Genomic DNA, 17,326 nt, shown 5'->3' on the forward strand with positions numbered 1-17,326 from the left:
ACGACCCCCCCCACCCCCCTCCCCCCCCCCACACCCCCCCCCCCCCCCCCCTCCCCCCCCCCCCCCCCCCCCCCCCCCCCCCCCCCCCCCCCCCCCGCGCCGTGTCCGGGGAGCCGTGTCGGGAGGGAGCGTCGTTCGTGACCACAGCCGAGCAGCAGCAGGGGCCGTCGGGCCGGGCGGACGAGCCCTGCCCGGGGCCGGGGGCCGCCGCGCCCGCAGCCGTGCCCGAATCCGTGCCCGGAGCCGTACCCGCAGCCGCGCCCGCCGCCGCGTCCATGGCCTCCCGCGCCCTCGGCCGTGCCCACCGGCACCCCGTGCTCCTGGCCACCATCGCGGCGGCGGTCCTGCACGTGGTCTGGTTCTTCTGCTTCGCCAACAGCGGCGGGGACCTGGCCGCGCAGGACGCCTGGGCGGAGTTCGTCGGCCGGCACCCCGACACGGCGTACAACCTCGCCTGGTACGGGGGGATGCACCCGGTCTCGTACAGCGTCGTGTCCCCGTACGTGATGCACGTGCTCGGCGTCCGGACCACGATGATGATCGCCGGCACCGCCTCGGCCGGACTCCTCGCACTGATCCTCACCCGCTGCCGCGGCGCCGTCCGGCACCCGCTGTGGCCGGCCCTGGCCGGGGTCTACGGGCTGCTGTGTAACGCGCTCTCCGGCCGGGTCACCTTCGGTCTCGGTACGCTCTTCGCGCTCGGCGCCGTCGCCGCCGTCTTCTGCTGGCCCCGCAAGTGGGCCGAGCGGCGCTGGGCCAAGGCGGCCGTCGCCGCGCCGCTGGCAGGGCTGGCCACCGCCGCCAGCCCGGTGGCGGGGCTCTTCCTCGGGGTAGTCGCGGCCGCGCTGTTCCTGAGCCGGCGGCGCCCGGGCGCGTTCGCCCTCGGGCTGGCCCCGGTGGCGGTCGTGGGGCTCTCGGCGTGGCTCTTCCCCTTCTCGGGGACGCAGCCGATGAAGATCGGCTCGGCCGCGCTGCCCTTCGTCCTCGGGCTGGCCGTCGCCCTCCTCGTGCCCAAGGCGTGGAGGACGGTCCGGGTGGCCGCCGCCGTCTACGCCCTCGGGGTGTTCCTGACCTGGGCGGTCGACTCCCAGGTCGGCTCGAACGTCACCCGGCTCGTCATGCTCTTCGGGGGAGCGGTGCTGCTCGCCGCCCTGCCGTACACGGCCCGGCGCACCCGGCGCCGGTACGCGGTGCTGCTGGCCTTCGCGGTGCTGACCGCCTGGATCACCACCAACAGCATCACCGACATCGTCCGCACCACCCCGGTGGCCGCCTGGAACCGTGAGCTGGCTCCGCTGGTCGACCAGCTCCGGAAGGCGGGCGCCGACCGGGGCCGGGTCGAGGTGGTCCCCGCCAGCAGCCACCGGGAGTCCTCCGCCTTCCCCTCGTACGTCAACCTCGCGCGCGGCTGGAACCGCCAGGCCGACCTGGAGCGCAACCCGCTCTTCTACGACGACACCCTCACCGCCGAGAGCTACCGGGCCTGGCTGGAACGCTGGGCCGTGCACTACGTGGTGCTGCCCGCCGACCGGCCGGACTCGGGCGGGGAGGCCGAGGCGGCGCTCGTGCGCGGGGGACTCCCGTACCTGAGCCAGGTGTGGGCCGACCAGAACTGGCGGCTGCTGCGGGTGGACGCCCCCACGGACCTGGTGTCGGGCCCCGCGAAGACGGTCCGGGCGGGCGCGGACCAGCTGGTGGTCGACGTCTCGGCGCCGGGCCGGGTGCTGGTGCGGATCCCGCACTCGCCGTGGCTGGGGCTGGTGGACGGCACGGGCCGGGCGGTGGAGCCCCCGCGGGAGACGCCCGGATCGAGGACGGCGGCCGTGAAGGCGTACGAGAACCCGTCCGGGTGCCTCTTCAAGGCGGCCCCGGACGCCGCCGGCGACGTATGGACGGAGCTCCTGGCCCCGGCGCCGGGCGAGTACCGGGTCTCGGCGAAGTACCAGCTCCCGCGCGGCACGCCCTGCCCGGCGGAACTGATCCACCGCAGTCCGGGCACTCCGCCCGGGCCGTGAGCCGGTACTCGCGCGGCGGAATCTTTGCACACCGGTCCGGGTGCATCCGTCCGTATATGTGCATACGATCCCAGTAGTCCGATTGGGTGCTTCCCGAGGGAGTTGACGACGGGATGAGCAAAGAGCAGAAGCGGGACGTCCGCACGGCGGTCGCGAAGGCGACGGAAGGACTCCAGCCACCGCGGGCCCAGGGCCACGGCTTCGAGGGTCCGGTCCGCAGCAAGGTGAAGGGCGGGGCGCACACCAAGGCGGACCTCAAGCGCGCCGGCACCCCGCAGGGTGACCGCATCGGCGAACGCAGCAGAGGCCTCAGCTGACGCACCCCCGCCGCCCCGACAAGGACGCGACCCGCCCTCCCGGCCACCCCGGGAGGGCTTTCCATGCCCACCCGGCACCGGAAGGCCTCCATGCGCGAGAGCTTCCGGAATTCCCTCGAAGTGAACCTCGATGGCGAGCGTGGCCACGAGGTGAGCGGCGAGCTGCTGCCGATGTTGTTCAGTTTCATGTATGACTACCTTTCTGGCGATGCGCCGCACCATTCGATGCCGCCGGGCTAAAGCGTGTGAGGGGCCGCCGCTCGTGCCGTAGTAGGCAAGAAGGAGAAATGGAGCGGTGATGCGCACCAAGTACTACGTCGAAGACTCCTTCGGCATGCCGGGCTTCGCCGGACCTGACGAGCTGAACGTCCTGGGGCAGTGGGTGACGGCCGACATCCAGCTCTCGCCGCTGTCCGTCCTGGAGGCGATCGACCTGGTGACCGAGGCCAAGAGCAATACGGCCTTCGCGCCGGAAGGCCTGGACGGGAACGCGCACACCGTCACCATCAGCCGACAGGGCGTGAGGGTGGAGAACTCCTTCGTCGAGCACGTCCAGGGTGAATACACCCTGGGCGACGCGTTCCGGGTACTCGTCGACTTCTGGGACTACTGCTGCTTGGCGACCCCCCAAAAGGCCGCCGTGCGCCGCCGGGAATACGCCGAGGAGCACGGCCGCGACCCGCTGACCGGAATCCGGGACCACCTGGGAGCGTGAGCACATTCGCTTCTCCCGCTTTCCGCTGGGGCCTTCGCTCGGCTGTTGGGGCGGAGTGGTCGGCGTGCGTGCAGGAAACCCGTGGTGGTCCGGAAGCCGGGGGCGGATAGTGGCCGCATGCCTCACCGTTCCGCATACGTGTGCCTCTCATGCCGGGTTTCCTTCAAGCACTCCGAGCACCGGACGTACCACTGCCCCGGGTGTCGCCGGGCGCTGCTCTTCGCTGGTGATGCTTTCGAGGCGCCGCCACGACGGGACCGGGATGCCTGGAGGGTCGTTGCGGTCCTGCTCCGTGCCGGACTGGACTTCCGACAGGCCTGTTGTGGCTGTGGACCCGGGTACTGACCCCGGAGCATGCGCGAGGTGCGAGAGCGGCTCGCGTACTCACGGCGTACGGGGACCCCGGTGGCGCGTGCCCTCGCGACCCCCTAGGAGAAAGAGCGGACCCCGCTGCCGTCGGTAGGGGTAGCCAAACGGCCCGGAGCGTGATCGCTCCGGGCCGTTTGTGCTTGTGCCCCCGGCAGGATTCGAACCTGCGACACCCGCTTTAGGAGAGCGGTGCTCTATCCCCTGAGCTACGAAGGCGGGGATCTGTGGGCAAACGTGTAGGAAATCGGGGTGAACCCCGCGTTGCCAGACACGTCGTCCCGGGATCTTGCGCGGTGCGCAGTCAGGAGTGCGCACCGGCGCCAGTGTAGCGGGTGGGGGCCGTAGGGTGCTGTCGGATTAGGCGGATGTGATCTTGTGGCGGCGCGGTGAGGCCCAGGCCACGCGTGAGGGGCCGCGCTCCTCGGCTCCGGCTCTCCTCGGCCGACTAGCGGGCGAGTCTCAGCCGACCTGGGGCATCGCGCAGTGGACGCCATGCAGCCTGGAGCCATGGTCCCAATCCGAACGTGGTCGAGTGGCCGCATGTCCTGATGCAGGCGTCCCGGGCAGCTCACATCACGGCAGCCTTGTCTGGCACTCCTGGCACTCCTGGCACTACACCGCCGCACCGTCTGCCGCACGGTGTTTCCCTCTGTCGCGGTCGTCGGGTAGCTGCTGCTTGAACCGGTCACAGAGGCCGGTCGGAGGCTCACCCCCCAAACACACCCTCACGTCGTACTAGGTGTCCACACGGTAGACGATCTTCCCGTCGAACTCCGCGAACCCCAACGACTTGTAGAAGGCGCGCGCGTCCGGGTTGTTGCGGTCCGTCATCCACTCGACCCGGCTGCATCCGGGACGGGCTGAGGCCAGGGCGCGGAGCTCGTCCATGAGGCGGGCGCCGACGCCCTGGCGGCGGAGGATGCCGCGGACATAGAGCTCCTTCAGGAACAGAGAGTGGGAGGAGCCGGCCGCCGGCCAGAGGAACGAGTAGGCGGCGAGACCGACGAGATCACCCGCCTCGTCCTCGACCAAGAGAGCGGAGGCCAACGGCGGGGAACCGAAGAGCGCCTCCTCCACCTGGGAGCGGCGCTCCTCGAGTGGCTGGATCTCGGTGGCTCCGTAGAACCGTTCGATCTCTTCGATCAGATCGGCCACTGCCACGGTGTCGCGCCTTTCGGCGGGGCGGATCGTCACGGTCATCGACATCTCCTGTCGCTCTCTCATCGCTTCACTCGTTCATTTCAATGCGTGACCCTGGCGTGGCAGCACGACCGTGGCTACGGGGGCGTCAGTGCCTGAGGAGCCCAGCCGTGCCGACGCAGCGAGCCCTGAACATGCCGGATGAGGTACTCCAGATCCGCGCAGTAGACGGAGGGGTTTCGGTAGCCGCGGTCGGTGCTGAAACGGTGCGGTAGATAGCCCCCACCGCACACCTCCACCAGAGGACAGCTCTGGCACTGATCGGCGAGCGCGGCCTTCCCGTTCTGCCGGTGCAGGAGCTTCGGATGGTGAAGGACCTCATTGAAGGACTGGCTGAAGACGTCGCGTCCCAGCCAGGAGGCGCCTTCCTCCACGGACCGCAGGGTGTCGACGCCCTCGATCGTGCCGTCCGACTCGATCACGATGCTCGTCGGCGGGGCTAGACCGAGGGACTCCACCGAGCCATGCACCCCGGAGCTCAGCGCCACGATGTCCTCCAGCATCCGCACGCTGTGCCGCTGCTCCGGCCGTGCGAGCCAGGCGTCGTACACGCGGCTCATCCACAACCCGTACTCGGGGGCACTCGGGTCGACGCGATGCGGCGGCTCGTCGTGAGTTGCGTGCGGCAGGCCAAAGTCGATCACAGGCGGCTCGAACGACGCCAGGTAGTCATGGACCTCGACCGGATCGTTGGCCAGGTCGACGACGGCGAGCAGCCCTGCGAACAGGTGCGGCCGGGACCGCAGGAGCTCGACTCCTCGTACAGCCGAGGCGGCGCTCGATCGCGAGGCGCGTGTCAGCCGATGCCGGTCATTCGCGGTCGGGGGTCCGTCGAGGCTGACGCCCACGACGACCGCGTACCGCTCGAAGAGGTCTAGCCACGGCTCCGTGAGGAGCGTCCCGTTGGTCTGAAGCTCGAAACGGACCGCCACACCGGTCGGAACACCCTCCTGTAGGGCTCCGAGCAGGTCTGCCATGTGCCGGGGGCCGGTCAGCAACGGCTCACCGCCGTGCAGTACGACGTGCACGCTCCGCAGGCCGTGCGTCGCCGCGTGCTCACCGATTCGCAGCCCAGCCGCCCGGGCCACGTCCGCACTCATCCGAGCAGGCAAGTTCCGCCATGCCTGATCAACGGAGTTGAAGACGTAGCAGTAGTCGCAATCGATGTTGCAGCGATTGGCAACCTTGAGGATGAACGACCGAAAGTGGGTGACGTCCGCGCGCGGTGTCATCGAACGGGACGACTCAAAGGGGCCAGGTCCAGATCAGCGAAGCCTGGTGAGTACCCTCGCCGGCGCGGCTTGAGGCCGTCTGCTCGGCCGCCAGCCGCTGCCGTACGCGGACGGCGACACGGTCCAGGACGACCGAACCGTTGATGGACTCCGCGACGACGGGCGCCGGGGCCTGCGGTGCGGGAACGGGCGTACGTGACGGCAATTCGACGCTCCTCGGGGCAGTGCAACGGTGGTTGAGGCGGCAGACCAGCCCGCAAGGTAGCAGTACCGCTACCCTCGGCGGCATATCGAATCCGGCCAGTGCCCGGCTACTCGGCCCGCGACGCAAGAAGCCGCTCGATGACATCTGCTGCCGCGCCCGCGTCCAACCGCCGGTAGACATCGAGCGCTTCACGCAGCGTCCCTGCTCCCCGCGCCCGCTCGCCAGCCGTCCAGTCGCAACGGCCGATCCCCTCCATCGCACGTGCCTCCTCAAGCGGGCAGCGGATGTCCCGGGCCAGCCCCAGCGCCTGCTCGAAGAGTCCGCGGGCGGCGGCCCGGTCACCGGAGGAGTGCAGCAGCGCCCCCCAGTGGTTCAGGACCTCCGCCTCACCGCACCGGTCGCCGAGCTCTCGGAGGATGTCCAGACTCCGCCGGAACGACTCGATGGCACCGTCCCGCTCGCCGGCAACCCCGCGCGCCGCACCCAGCTCGCCCAGAGCGGCGGCTTCGCCACCACGGCTGCCGAGATCGCGGTATGAGCCCAGGGCGTCATTCAACAGCCGGATCGCCTCCGTGACGTTCCCGTCCAGGAGGTCCAGTACCCCGAGGTAGCGAACGCTGTTCGTGCGGCCGAACCGTTCGCCGAGCTCGGTGAAGTACTCCAGTGCCCGGGTGTGAGCCTCCCGCGCTCCGGTGGAATCGCCGGTCAGGCGCCGGACGACTCCGAGCTCGTTGAGGGCGTACGCCTGGTGGACCCGGTCGTCGAGCTCCTGGTAGATGTCGAATGCCTCATGGTGGCGCTGCGCAGCCAGCTCGTACTCGCCCAGGAGGCAGTGCACAACGCCAAGGTCCCGCAGGGAGTTGGCCTCCCCGTAACGGTCGCCCAGCTCCCGGTAGATCGACAACGCCTCGGTCTGCGCTGCCACCGCTGTGTCGAACCGGCTGGTCTGCCGGCGCACCATGCCGAGGTCCGCTAGCGCGTTGGCCTGGCCGAGACGGTCGCCGACTTCCCGATAGAGCGCGAGGGCCTCGGTCTGCGCCTGGGCAGAGGCGTCGTTGTCCGCGGTCATGTACCAGACGATGCCGACCTGGTTCAGAGCGTCAGCCTTGCCTCGCTTTTCGCCGACCGCCTCGTACTCCGTCACCGCTTCGTTCAGTGCCTCGATGGCCTCGGGGTAGGCCGCCATGAAGCGCCGGACGACTCCGAGCTCGGCCAGCGCGTTGGCCAACGCCCGCCGGTCGCTGGTGTGCCGGGCCGCCTCGGCGGCGGTCTGATGGAGGCCAACGGCTTGGTCCCAGGGCCCGGCCTGCCGCAGGAAGGGGGCCATCGCCGCAGCCATGTGGATCACCAAGTCGTGCAGCGCGAGATCGTTCGCCCTGCGGATGCAGGCCAGAACGTTGGCCCGCTCGTCCTCCAGCCAGCCGAGAGCCGCCGTACGCGAATCGATGGGAGGGGTCTCTACTTGGGCGGTGTCATCTGGAGGACTCGGTGTGGAGGCGCCGCTGCGGGCAATGTGTCTGTTCGCGACAGCGAGGGCGGCCAGGTAGTAGGAGCACACGCGCTCAACTGCTTGAACGGGGGTCATGCTGCCTCCCTCGTCGGCGAGACCGCGGGCATAGTCGCGTAAGAGGTCGTGTAGCCGGAACCGGCTTCCCGGGTGTTCATCGATCAGATGGGCGTCGTAGAGCGTGTCGAGTCCCTCGCGTGCCGCCGCCACCGAGACCGAGACGAGCGCGGCCCCGCAGAAGGCATCGATCTCGGTTCCAGGGTAGAGGCCGAGACACCGGAAGAAGTGCTGCCGCTCAGGGGACAGGTCCTGGTAGGACAGACTGAACGTCGCGGCGACCGCACGCTCCCCAGCCCGGAGCTCTCCCAGCCGGTCCCCGGCGGCGACCAGCCGCGCACGGAGATCCTCGACGCTCCACGACGGGCGATGACGCAGCCGCGCGGCGAGTAACGCCACCCCGAGTGGCAGGTACCCGCACAGCTCCACCAACTGCTCGAGGATGGACCGGTCGAGCGTCTCCGCCGCCCGCCCGCTGAGGCGTACGAACAGGTCGACCGCATGCTCCGCCGGCAACGCCTCCACTGGCAGGACCACCTCCTCGTACGCGGCCAGCCGCTTCCGGCTCGTCACCAGTACGAGACAGTCGCTTCCGCCGGGGAGCAGGGGCTCCAACTGGCGATAGCTGGCCGCGTTGTCAAGGATGAGCAGTGCCTTCTTGTTCGCGAGCTGGCTCCGCCACATGGCCGCCCTCGCCTCGGTGACCGCACCCAAGTCGTCGCCGACAGGAATCCGCTGCGCTGGTACTCCGGTCGCCGCCAGCAACGATGCGAGCGCTTCCGTGGCCTGTACGGGGGGCCTCCCTGCCGTGTGCCCGTTGAGATTCACGAAGAGCTGGCCGTCCGGAAAACGCTCCGACAGCACATGCCCTGCGTGTACGGCGAAGGTCGTCTTCCCGACCCCTGGCATTCCGTCGATCACATGCACAGGCAGCGCCTCGCCGCTCTCCTGCCAGTTCCTTACGGACCGCACCAGCGCCTCGAGCTCGGAGGTCCGGTCGGTGAACGCCGTGGTGTCGCGCGGCAAGGACCGCAGCACGAGGGCAGCACCCGGAGGGACCGCCCCTTCCTCTGGCTGGGACGGCGCAGCGAGGCGTTCCGGCGCCCCCGAATCCGACAGCGCGGCAAGCAGCACCGCCAGCCCGACCATGGCCGCGCCCAGCACAGCGAACGAGAACCAGCCATGCCGTTGTAACCACCCCAGCCACCCGGGCCACTGAGACTCGGACACCGCGTTGGTGACGAGCCCCACGAGCATGGTCGTAACGGCTCCGCCGGCGGCCACGACGGCGACGGAAATTCCCCGCCGGAGCCTCATAGGTGCGTCGTCTTGACGGAGCAGGGATTGGTCCGTGGTTGGCCGCCTGTGGCGCGGCACAGCTTTCCAGCTGTAGCTCTGGTCACGAACGCAACCCCCGAATCCGACGCCCTTTCGCGCATAAGCGGACCAGCTCCCACGGACCCTGGTCAAGGTCAGCTCCCCGCCACATACAGGCTCGTATCAGCCAACCTGCGTGTGGCTTCTACGCTGGGTGCACCGATGCCCCGTGAGCGACGCCAGCTCGTCGTTGCTCAGCCGGTCGTCCCGGCTGCGCGCCCTGCCGGTCAGTACCTGAGCGCGGCCGCCACCGGCAGGTGGTCGCTCGCGGTGGGCGGCAGGGTCCACGCGCGCAGCGGGGTCAGCCCGCCCCGCAGCAGGATCTGGTCGATCCGGGCGACCGGGAAGCGGGCCGGCCAGCTGAAGCCGAAGCCGGTGCCGGCCTCCTCCTGGGCGGCGGTGAAGCCCCGCGTCACCGGGGCCAGCACCCCGTCGTCGGTGGTGCCGTTGAAGTCGCCGACCAGCAGGGTCCGCCCTGCCGGAGCCTCCCGCAGCAGCGCGGCGAGGTTGCGGGCGGCTTCGTCGCGGTGGCCCGTGGCGAAGCCCCCGGTGCCCAGCCGGACGGAGGGCAGGTGGGCCACGTACACCGTGACGGGCCCCTTCGGGGTCTCGGCGGTGGCGCGCAGCAGCTGCCGCCACGGCACGATCGGCGTGCCGCCCGTGTCGCGCAGCGGGAAGGTGCTCCACAGCCCGACCGTGCCCTGGACCACGTGGTACGGGTGGCTAGCGGCCAGCTCCCGCTCGTACGCGTCCAGCGCGGGCCGGGTCAGCTCCTCCAGGGCGATCAGCTGCGCCCCCGAGGCGGCGACGGCCCGGGCGGTGCCCGCCGGGTCGGGGTTGGCGTCGTCCACGTTGTGGGTGACGACGGTGAGGTCGGCCGGGCCGCCCCGCGAGCCGTCGGCCAGGGCGGGCCCGTACAGCCAAGCCCAGACCAGGGCGGGCAGCAGTACGGCGGCCGTCGCGCGCCGGGAGCGGCGCAGCAGGGCGGCGGCCGCCAGGACGGGCACCGCGAGGCCGGTCCACGGGAGGAAGGTCTGTACGAGACTGCGCGGGTTGCCGCTCGCCGGGCTGCCGGGCAGCCAGGGGTGCAGCAGCATCAGCAGGGCGGTGAGTACGGCGAGGGCCGCGACCACGCCCCCGCGGGGAGGGCGGAGCCGGGGCGCGGCTCCTCGGCGGCGGGGCGTCACGTACGGGGTCATGCCCCTGGTGACGCGTCCGGCGGGCCGGGGGTTCTGCCCGGGGGCGGATCGGCCCCGGACCCGCCGGAGGTTCTGCCGGGGGCGGATCGGCTCCGGATCCCGTCGGGCCGGGGGCCGATCGGCCGCAGAGCCCGCCGGGCCCGGGGGCGGCGTTGGCCCCGGACCCCGCCGGAGGTTCCGCCCCCCGGGGCGGCTCCGGCCTCACACGCCCATCGGAGTGTGCAGCTCCACGGTGATCTCGACCTCCACCGGGGCGTCCAGCGGCAGCACCGCCACCCCGACCGCGCTCCGGGCGTGGATGCCCGCGTCGCCGAAGGCCGTGCCGAGCAGTTCGCTGGCGCCGTTCACCACGCCCGGCTGGCCGGTGAAGTCCGGGGCGCTCGCCACGAAGCCGACCACCTTGACCACCCGCTTCACGGCGGAGAGGTCCCCGGCCACCGAGGCCACGGCGGCGAGGGCGTTCAGCGCGCACCGCCGCGCCAGCTCGGTGCCCTGCTCCGGGGTGACGCCGGCGCCCACCTTGCCCGTGACCGGCAGGACCCCGTCCACCATGGGCAGCTGGCCGGAGGTGTGGACGTAGTGCCCGCTCACCACGGCGGGCACGTACACGGCGACGGGCGCGGGGGCCGGGGGCAGCTCCAGCCCGGCCGCGGCCAGGCGTTCTTCGGGGGTCGTGGGGGTGGCGGTCACGAAGGTCTCCTCGGGGGATGGGAGGGGTCAGGGCCGGGTCACGCGTACCTGGTAGCGGCCGTTGCGCAGCTCGCCCACCACGGCGATGGTGATGCCCGCCTGCGCGTCGGTGAAGGTCTCGCCCGGCCGGAACGGGGCGTCCGACAGCTCCGCGTGCACGTTGGGCCGCCGCGTGCAGCCGCCGCTCCCGCTCGCGCTGTCCGAGACGGTGACCGGACCGCGCCCGGTGTCGACGTCCGAATCGACCTTGTAGATCAGCACGCCCGGCTTGCAGACGGCCTCGTCGTTCCCGGCGCGGGTGCGGACCTCCACGGCGTAGCCGGTGCTCTCGGAGAGGGGGACGAAGGCCAGCTTGGTGCCGCCCCCGACGGCCAGCGGGGACAGGACGTGCTCGCTGGTCCCGGAGGTGGAGGCGCAGCTGACCTGGCTGCTGTCGAGCCAGCCGAGCTTCCACTTGTGCCAGCCGAGGAGGTCGTTGTTGGCGCCCCAGTCCTCGCTCATGATGTCCCAGTGCCCGACCGCGCCGCCGCCTTCGGAGGTGTACAGGTCGGGCAGTCCGAAGACGTGCCCGTTCTCGTGGGGGAGCACCCGGTAGCCGGTCTCCCGGTAGGAGCCGGAGCCGTCGTCCTGCCGGCTGTAGACGAAGGACGTGTTGGCGAGCGGCACCCCGTCGGCCACCGGCGCCTCGCGGTTGCCGGAGAAGGTGACCGACAGGACGGTGTCCAGCGCGGACGGTCCGGCGTTCGGGGTGACCAGGATGTTGACCAGGTCGTACCGGCTGAAGTCCACCTCGGCGTCGGCGGCCTTCACGATGTGCTCGACGAGCTGCCGGTAGCCGGGCTCGTAGGGGGAGCCGCGTTCGATCCCGTACGCGGCGAAGGGCATCGGCATCCGGAGCCAGTTCCGCACCGGTGACTCGGCCCGGTAGTCGAGACGCCCGTAGGAGCTGGTGCGGAACCAGTCGGAGGTCTGCGGGAAGAACTCCGCCAGCCGGTCCATGGCGGTGCCCTCGCCCTTGGCGTCCGGGAAGTCGATCATCAGGTTCAGTGCGCGGACCTCGCCGGTGGAGCGGGAGTATCCGGGCGGGGTCGGCATGCCCTCCGACATCTGGACGCCCATGGTCCCGGTGATCCGGCAGGGCGCCAGCACCGACTCGGCGCTCGTGGCGACGGGGCCGGCGGCGGAGTGGCCGCGGCCGGATATGCCGTCGCTGGCCGTGGCGGTGACGCCCAGGGCCAGTGCGGTGATGCCGATGAACGCGCTGGTGCGGCAGGGTCTGCGTATCCGGCGGCGGGTCTGCGGCATGGAGCTCGCCTTCGGTCCGCGGCAGCCGGCCGGCTCCGGACTGCTCTGTCCGCTCACCCTCCGACGATTGCGACACGCCCGCGCGTCGAAAGCCGCTAAATGTCGCCCAACCGGGGCAAATACCCCTCCTGCGTGTGTGGCGCGGCTCACACGCACGAGTGAAATAACCGGGGACTGGATCCCCGTTTGAACGAGAGTCCCACGAAGCGGGGACCGGCTCCCCGGTTCGGGAGGGCCGTACGAGCGGATCCGCCGGATCCACGCCCCAGGAAGGCCCCGGAATGAAGAGCTCCGCCCGCGTCCCGGCGGCCGCGCCCCAGGTGGCCGTGGCCCTCGCCGGACCCGCTTGCCCCGCGACGCCCACCGCGACCCCGGTCACCCCCGCGGCGCCGACCACCCCGACCGCCCCCGCGACGTCCACCACCCCCGCCCGGGTCCCGAAGCCGCGCGCCGACGCCGTGCGGAACCGGGAGCGGATCCTGGTGGCGGCGCGCGAGATGTTCGTGGAGTCCGGCGCGGACGCCCCCCTCGACGAGATCGCCCGCAGGGCCGGCGTCGGCAACGCCACCCTGTACCGGCACTTCCCCGACCGGGCCGCCCTCGTCCACCACGTGGTGCTCTACGTGATGGACCGGGTCACCGCCCAGGCCGAGGAGTCGCTCGCCGAGGAGCCGGACGCCTTCGCGGCGCTCTGCCGCTTCACGCACGCGGCGGCCGACGAGCGGATCGGCGCCCTGTGCCCGATGCTCGCGGCGGGATTCGACCGCGACCACCCCGAACTGCTCGCCGCCCGCAGCCGGCTGGAGGCGGCGGTCGAGACCCTCGTCACCGCCGGCCAGGGCGGCGGCCTGCTGCGCGCCGACATCGGCGTCGGTGACCTGATGGTCGCGCTGTCACAGCTCAGCCGCCCCCTGCCGGGGATCGACTGCCTGGGCGTGGAGCGGTTCGTCCACCGTCACCTCCAGCTCTTCCTGGACGGCCTGCGGGCTCCGGCCCGGTCCGAACTGCCGGGCGCGGCAGCCACGTTGGAAGACCTCAGGCGCATGCCCCAGGCCTAAAACCAGATGACGGCCGTCCTGCCGGCCGCCTAGCCTCAAATACCGCAAACTTCGTATTTTCTGTCTTTCAGTCATTTTTCATCCATCCGCACAGTGAAGTGGGTACCCCCATGTCCGGAACAGCCGCGACCACCCCGCCGGCTGCTGCCGTCGACCCCAGTCGGTGGAAGGCCCTGGTCTTCATCGCCCTGGCGCAGCTGATGGTCGTCCTCGACGCGACCATCGTGAACATCGCCCTCCCCTCCGCCCAGACCGACCTCGGCATCTCCGACGGCAACCGCCAGTGGGTCATCACCGCGTACGCGCTGGCCTTCGGCGGTCTGCTCCTCTTCGGCGGCCGCATCGCCGACAAGTGGGGCCGCAAGAACGCCTTCGTCGTCGGTCTGATCGGCTTCGCCCTGGCCTCCGCCCTGGGCGGCGCCGCGACCAGTGAGGCGATGATGCTGGGCGCCCGCGCCCTCCAGGGCGCCTTCGGCGCGCTGCTCGCCCCGGCCGCGCTCTCCCTGCTGGCGGTCACCTTCACCGACGCCAAGGAGCGCGCCAAGGCCTTCGGCATCTACGGCGCCATCGCGGGCGGCGGCGGTGCCGTCGGCCTGATCCTCGGCGGCTTCCTGACCGAGTACCTCAACTGGCGCTGGACCTTCTTCGTCAACATCCCCTTCGCGGTCGTCGCGGCCGTCGGTGCGTGGATGGTCATCCGCGAGCCGGCCGGGTCCCGCAACAGCGCGCGCCTCGACGTCCCCGGCGTGATCCTCTCGACGCTGGGCCTGGTCGCCCTCGTGTACGGCTTCACGCGCGCCGAGTCGGCCGGCTGGTCGGACACGGTCACGGTGGCCATGTTCGTCGCCTCCGCGGCGCTGCTCGCGGCCTTCGTGTTCGTCGAGTCCCAGGTGAAGTCCCCGCTGCTGCCGCTGCGCGTCCTGCTGGAGCGCAACCGCGGCGGTGTCTACCTCTCGCTGGGCCTGGCCGTCATCTCCATGTTCGGCCTGTTCCTCTTCCTCACCTACTACCTCCAGATCGTGAAGGGCTTCTCGCCCGTCAAGACCGGCTTCGCCTTCCTGCCGATGATCGCGGGCATGATCGTGGGCTCCACCCAGATCGGCGCCCGTCTGATGACCCGGGTCGCGCCGCGGCTGCTGATGGGCCCGGGCTTCCTGGTCGCCGGCGCCGGCATGCTGATGCTGACCCGGCTGGAGGTCGGCTCCTCCTACCCGGCGCTGATCCTGCCGGCGCAGCTGCTGCTGGGCCTCGGCATGGGCACGGCCTTCATGCCGGCCATGTCCCTGTCCACGTACGGGGTGAACCCGGCCGACGCCGGTGTGGCCTCGGCCATGGTCAACACCTCGCAGCAGGTGGGCGGCGCGATCGGCACCGCCCTGCTGAACACCATCGCGGCCTCCGCGACCACCGCGTACCTCGCCGACCACGCCGCCGAGGCCGCGGCGGGCGGTCCGGCCGGGCAGCTGGTGCAGGCCCAGGCCATGGTCGAGGGCTACGCGTCCGCGATCTGGTGGGCCGTCGGCATCCTCGTGGCCAGCGCGGCCATCGCGTTCGCGCTGATCAACACCGGCCGTCCCGGCTCCGGCGGCCCGGTGGCCTCCGGACCGGGCGGCGCCGAGGACGCCGAGCTCAAGGTTCCGGTGATCGCCCACTGACGTCGCCCACCGACGTGATCGCCCACTGACCGGGCGCCGCGCCCCTGTGCGGGAATGACTGAGGACCCCGCCTCGTTCAAATTTGAACGAGGCGGGGTCGGTCTTTTCCCGAGTCCACACGGTCCCCGCCCCGACGACGACCGAGGAGCGCTCCGTGACCACCGAGACCCCCCGCATGCCCGCGCTGTACCTCAGCCACGGGGCGCCGCCGCTCGCCGACGACCCGCTCTGGCCGGCCGAGCTCGCCGCCTGGTCCGCGGGACTGCCGCGGCCGCGCGCGATCCTGATGGTCTCCGCCCACTGGGAGGAGGCCCCGCTGGCCCTCGGTGCCGTGGAGCCCGTCCCGCTCGTGTACGACTTCTGGGGCTTCCCCGAGCACTACTACCGGGTGCGGTACGGGGCCCCGGGCGCGCCGGAGCTCGCCGCCTCGGTCCGCGCCCTGCTGAAGGCGCCCGGCACCCCGGTCCAGGACGTCCCGGACCGCGGCCTGGACCACGGTGCGTACGTGCCCCTCGTCGAGATGTACCCGGAGGCCGACATACCGGTCCTCCAGGTCTCCATGCCCACACTGGACCCGGCCCGGCTGATGGACATCGGCCGCAAGCTCGCCCCGCTGCGCGACGAGGGCGTCCTGATCGTCGGCAGCGGCTTCTTCACCCACAACCTGGCCGCGCTGCGGCACACCGGCCCCGGAGTGCCCGGCTGGTCGGCCGAGTTCGACGCGTGGGGGCGCGAGGCGCTCGCCGCGCACGACGTCGACGCCCTGCTCGACTTCGAGGCCAAGTCCCCGGCGGGCCGCCTGGCCCACCCCCGGACGGAGCACTTCGCCCCGCTCTTCGTCACGCTCGGGGCCGCCGGCTCCGACCTCACCGCCCAGCGCACGGCCGTGGACGGCTTCTGGATGGGCCTCTCGAAGCGCTCCCTCCAGTTCGGTACGGGTGCCGTGTCCTAGGGGATCCGCGGCGGACCGGTGACGTCCTCGCCGATCACGAAGCCCCGGGCCGGTCCCTCGGGCACGGCCACCCCGGTCCCGTACGGCGCCCGCACCTCCGAGGCGTACCGCGCCTCGCCGGGAACGGGACCGGTCAGCACGCTCACCGTGCCGTGGCCGTCGTAGTCGTCGACGACCACGTACACCGGGATCCCGGCCCGGGCGTACGCGCGGCGCTTGCGGACCCGGTCCCGCGCGACGTCCTGCGGCCCCGGGGCCACGACCTCCGCGACCAGGGGCACGCTCGACGCCCTGATCCCGAGCTCGCCCCGGGCGGCGTGCCCGGTGAGGTCGTCCGGGGCGAGCAGCACGTCCGGGGCCCAGGCCTGGTACCCGCCGACCACGTACATCGCCATGTAGGGGGCGAACGGCCCGCCGGCCAGGTGGGCGGCCAGTCGGGCCCGCAGCCGGTTCGCGGTGAGGGCGTGCGTGAACGGCCGCCCCACCCGCCACATCTCGATCAGGCCCTCCACGATCTCGACGCGGAAGGTCTCGGGCGGGTCGATGGCCTGCCAGGCCCGCCAGAGGGCCTTGTCCAGCTCGGGGTCGGGTTCGGGGCCGGCGGTCGGCGACGCGTGGGCCGGCCGTGGGATGTGTGCGATCACGCGCGGCACGCTACGGCCGCGATGTGGCATGCCGAGGGAATATGCCCGGGCTTCACCCGGACGGGGGTCGAATCACCCGGACGGACGTACGTCCGACGTCCACCCGTCCTAAGCCCCGGCCGCCGGCCCGTCCACCGCCCCCGCCTCCGTCCCCAGCCGCTTCTCGTACCACCGCACGTCCCAGTAGCGCCCGAACTTCCACCCCGCCTCCGTGAAGTCCCCGACGCGGCGGAAGCCGAAGCGCTCGTGGAGCCTGGCCGAAGCCGCGTTCGGCAGGGCGACGCCCGCGAAGGCGCGGTGCACCGGTTGCTCCGCCAGCTCGGCGAAGAGGGCCTCGTACAGCAGGGTGCCGATGCCCCGGCCCACCGCGTGCGGGGCGAGGTAGACGCTGACCTCCACCGAGGAGGCGTACGCCGGTTTCGGGCGGAACGGGCTGCTTGTCGCGTATCCGGCGATTCGATCGCCGGCCCGGGCAACCAGAAGCCGGTGCGGCCCGTCTTCAGGGTGGGAGCGCAGCCACGGGCGCCGCTGTTCCGGAGTGAACGGGACCGTGTCGAATGTGACGGCGGTCTCACGGACGTAGTGGTTGTACAGCTCCGTGAGCTCCTCCAGGTCGGCCTCCGAGCCGGGCCTGACCTGCACGTTCTCGGGTTCTCGCAGCATGCCGCTACCTCCGGTTCGGGGATGGCGGGGCAGGATACTGCAAGATCCCGAAAAAGGGAGAGCGGCGTGGGAATTCTGTCCCGATTCCAGTCGTTGTTTCCTTTCGGAAGCGGGCACTCGGAAGAGTGTCCGAAGACGCACCGCGACCGATTCATCGCATCGCAAG

General features: G+C 71.6%; 16 protein-coding genes and 1 tRNA gene. 7 read left to right on the forward strand and 10 right to left on the reverse strand.

Going from position 1 to position 17,326, the window contains the following annotated elements; genetic code table 11:
- Positions 1-137 precede the first annotated feature (137 nt).
- From ACZ4WZ_RS12105 to ACZ4WZ_RS12120, 4 genes are all read left to right on the forward strand, one after another.
- Complete coding sequence (locus ACZ4WZ_RS12105; protein ID WP_467888625.1) at positions 138-2,015, forward strand: MFS transporter; 1,878 nt, start codon at positions 138-140, stop codon at positions 2,013-2,015.
- Between the two features lie 113 nt (positions 2,016-2,128).
- The gene (locus tag ACZ4WZ_RS12110) at positions 2,129-2,332 is read left to right on the forward strand and encodes a hypothetical protein (RefSeq protein WP_388939400.1); all 204 of its coding nucleotides are present in this window, start codon (positions 2,129-2,131) and stop codon (positions 2,330-2,332) included.
- 90 nt (positions 2,333-2,422) lie between these two features.
- Positions 2,423-2,572 (forward strand): hypothetical protein, encoded by a 150-nt coding sequence (locus ACZ4WZ_RS12115; protein WP_467888628.1) that lies wholly within the window; start codon positions 2,423-2,425, stop codon positions 2,570-2,572.
- A gap of 58 nt (positions 2,573-2,630) precedes the next feature.
- Positions 2,631-3,047 carry a hypothetical protein gene (locus tag ACZ4WZ_RS12120; protein ID WP_467888631.1) on the forward strand — a complete coding sequence of 139 codons (417 nt, stop codon included), beginning with the start codon at positions 2,631-2,633 and terminating at the stop codon, positions 3,045-3,047.
- 512 nt (positions 3,048-3,559) lie between these two features.
- Here ACZ4WZ_RS12120 and ACZ4WZ_RS12125 read toward each other — a convergent pair.
- The 8 genes from ACZ4WZ_RS12125 to ACZ4WZ_RS12160 form a co-directional block, all read right to left on the reverse strand.
- Positions 3,560-3,632: transfer RNA gene (locus tag ACZ4WZ_RS12125), tRNA-Arg, on the reverse strand.
- Between the two features lie 519 nt (positions 3,633-4,151).
- Complete coding sequence (haaN, locus tag ACZ4WZ_RS12130; RefSeq protein WP_467888634.1) at positions 4,152-4,640, reverse strand: cyclophane-containing RiPP N-acetyltransferase HaaN; 489 nt, start codon at positions 4,638-4,640, stop codon at positions 4,152-4,154.
- Between the two features lie 53 nt (positions 4,641-4,693).
- Positions 4,694-5,848, reverse strand: a complete 1,155-nt coding sequence (locus tag ACZ4WZ_RS12135) for an FxsB family cyclophane-forming radical SAM/SPASM peptide maturase (RefSeq protein ID WP_467888637.1) — start codon at positions 5,846-5,848, stop codon at positions 4,694-4,696.
- A 13-nt stretch (positions 5,849-5,861) separates the two neighbouring features.
- Entirely contained in the window at positions 5,862-6,053 is a 192-nt protein-coding gene (haaA, locus tag ACZ4WZ_RS12140) for a HaaA family cyclophane-containing RiPP peptide (RefSeq protein ID WP_467888640.1), read from the reverse strand.
- A 106-nt stretch (positions 6,054-6,159) separates the two neighbouring features.
- A complete protein-coding gene (gene haaT, locus ACZ4WZ_RS12145; protein ID WP_467888643.1) occupies positions 6,160-8,934 on the reverse strand; it encodes a cyclophane-containing RiPP biosynthesis TPR protein HaaT in 2,775 nt (924 codons plus the stop codon).
- A 287-nt stretch (positions 8,935-9,221) separates the two neighbouring features.
- Positions 9,222-10,193: an endonuclease/exonuclease/phosphatase family protein gene (locus ACZ4WZ_RS12150; RefSeq protein WP_467888646.1), complete on the reverse strand. Its 972-nt coding sequence runs from the start codon at positions 10,191-10,193 to the stop codon at positions 9,222-9,224.
- Positions 10,194-10,394: 201 nt separating this feature from the next.
- A complete protein-coding gene (locus tag ACZ4WZ_RS12155; protein WP_467888649.1) occupies positions 10,395-10,883 on the reverse strand; it encodes a RidA family protein in 489 nt (162 codons plus the stop codon).
- A 27-nt stretch (positions 10,884-10,910) separates the two neighbouring features.
- Complete coding sequence (locus ACZ4WZ_RS12160) at positions 10,911-12,188, reverse strand: M6 family metalloprotease domain-containing protein (protein ID WP_467888652.1); 1,278 nt, start codon at positions 12,186-12,188, stop codon at positions 10,911-10,913.
- Positions 12,189-12,469: 281 nt separating this feature from the next.
- On the opposite strand from ACZ4WZ_RS12160, the gene ACZ4WZ_RS12165 reads away from it, so the two are divergent.
- The 3 genes from ACZ4WZ_RS12165 to ACZ4WZ_RS12175 all read left to right on the forward strand — a co-directional run bounded on the left by ACZ4WZ_RS12165 (position 12,470) and on the right by ACZ4WZ_RS12175 (position 15,853).
- Complete coding sequence (locus tag ACZ4WZ_RS12165) at positions 12,470-13,246, forward strand: TetR/AcrR family transcriptional regulator (protein ID WP_467888655.1); 777 nt, start codon at positions 12,470-12,472, stop codon at positions 13,244-13,246.
- Between the two features lie 110 nt (positions 13,247-13,356).
- A complete protein-coding gene (locus tag ACZ4WZ_RS12170) occupies positions 13,357-14,901 on the forward strand; it encodes an MFS transporter (protein ID WP_467888658.1) in 1,545 nt (514 codons plus the stop codon).
- A gap of 175 nt (positions 14,902-15,076) precedes the next feature.
- A complete protein-coding gene (locus ACZ4WZ_RS12175) occupies positions 15,077-15,853 on the forward strand; it encodes a dioxygenase family protein (protein WP_467889105.1) in 777 nt (258 codons plus the stop codon).
- Here ACZ4WZ_RS12175 and ACZ4WZ_RS12180 read toward each other — a convergent pair.
- Together ACZ4WZ_RS12180 and ACZ4WZ_RS12185 are read right to left on the reverse strand one after the other, a co-directional pair.
- Positions 15,850-16,497: a Uma2 family endonuclease gene (locus ACZ4WZ_RS12180; protein WP_467888662.1), complete on the reverse strand. Its 648-nt coding sequence runs from the start codon at positions 16,495-16,497 to the stop codon at positions 15,850-15,852. The genes ACZ4WZ_RS12175 and ACZ4WZ_RS12180 overlap by 4 nt on opposite strands.
- A gap of 108 nt (positions 16,498-16,605) precedes the next feature.
- Entirely contained in the window at positions 16,606-17,160 is a 555-nt protein-coding gene (locus tag ACZ4WZ_RS12185) for a GNAT family N-acetyltransferase (protein WP_467888665.1), read from the reverse strand.
- Positions 17,161-17,326: the final 166 nt, after the last annotated feature.

It is taken from the genome of Streptomyces sp. NPDC029122 (assembly GCF_055569445.1).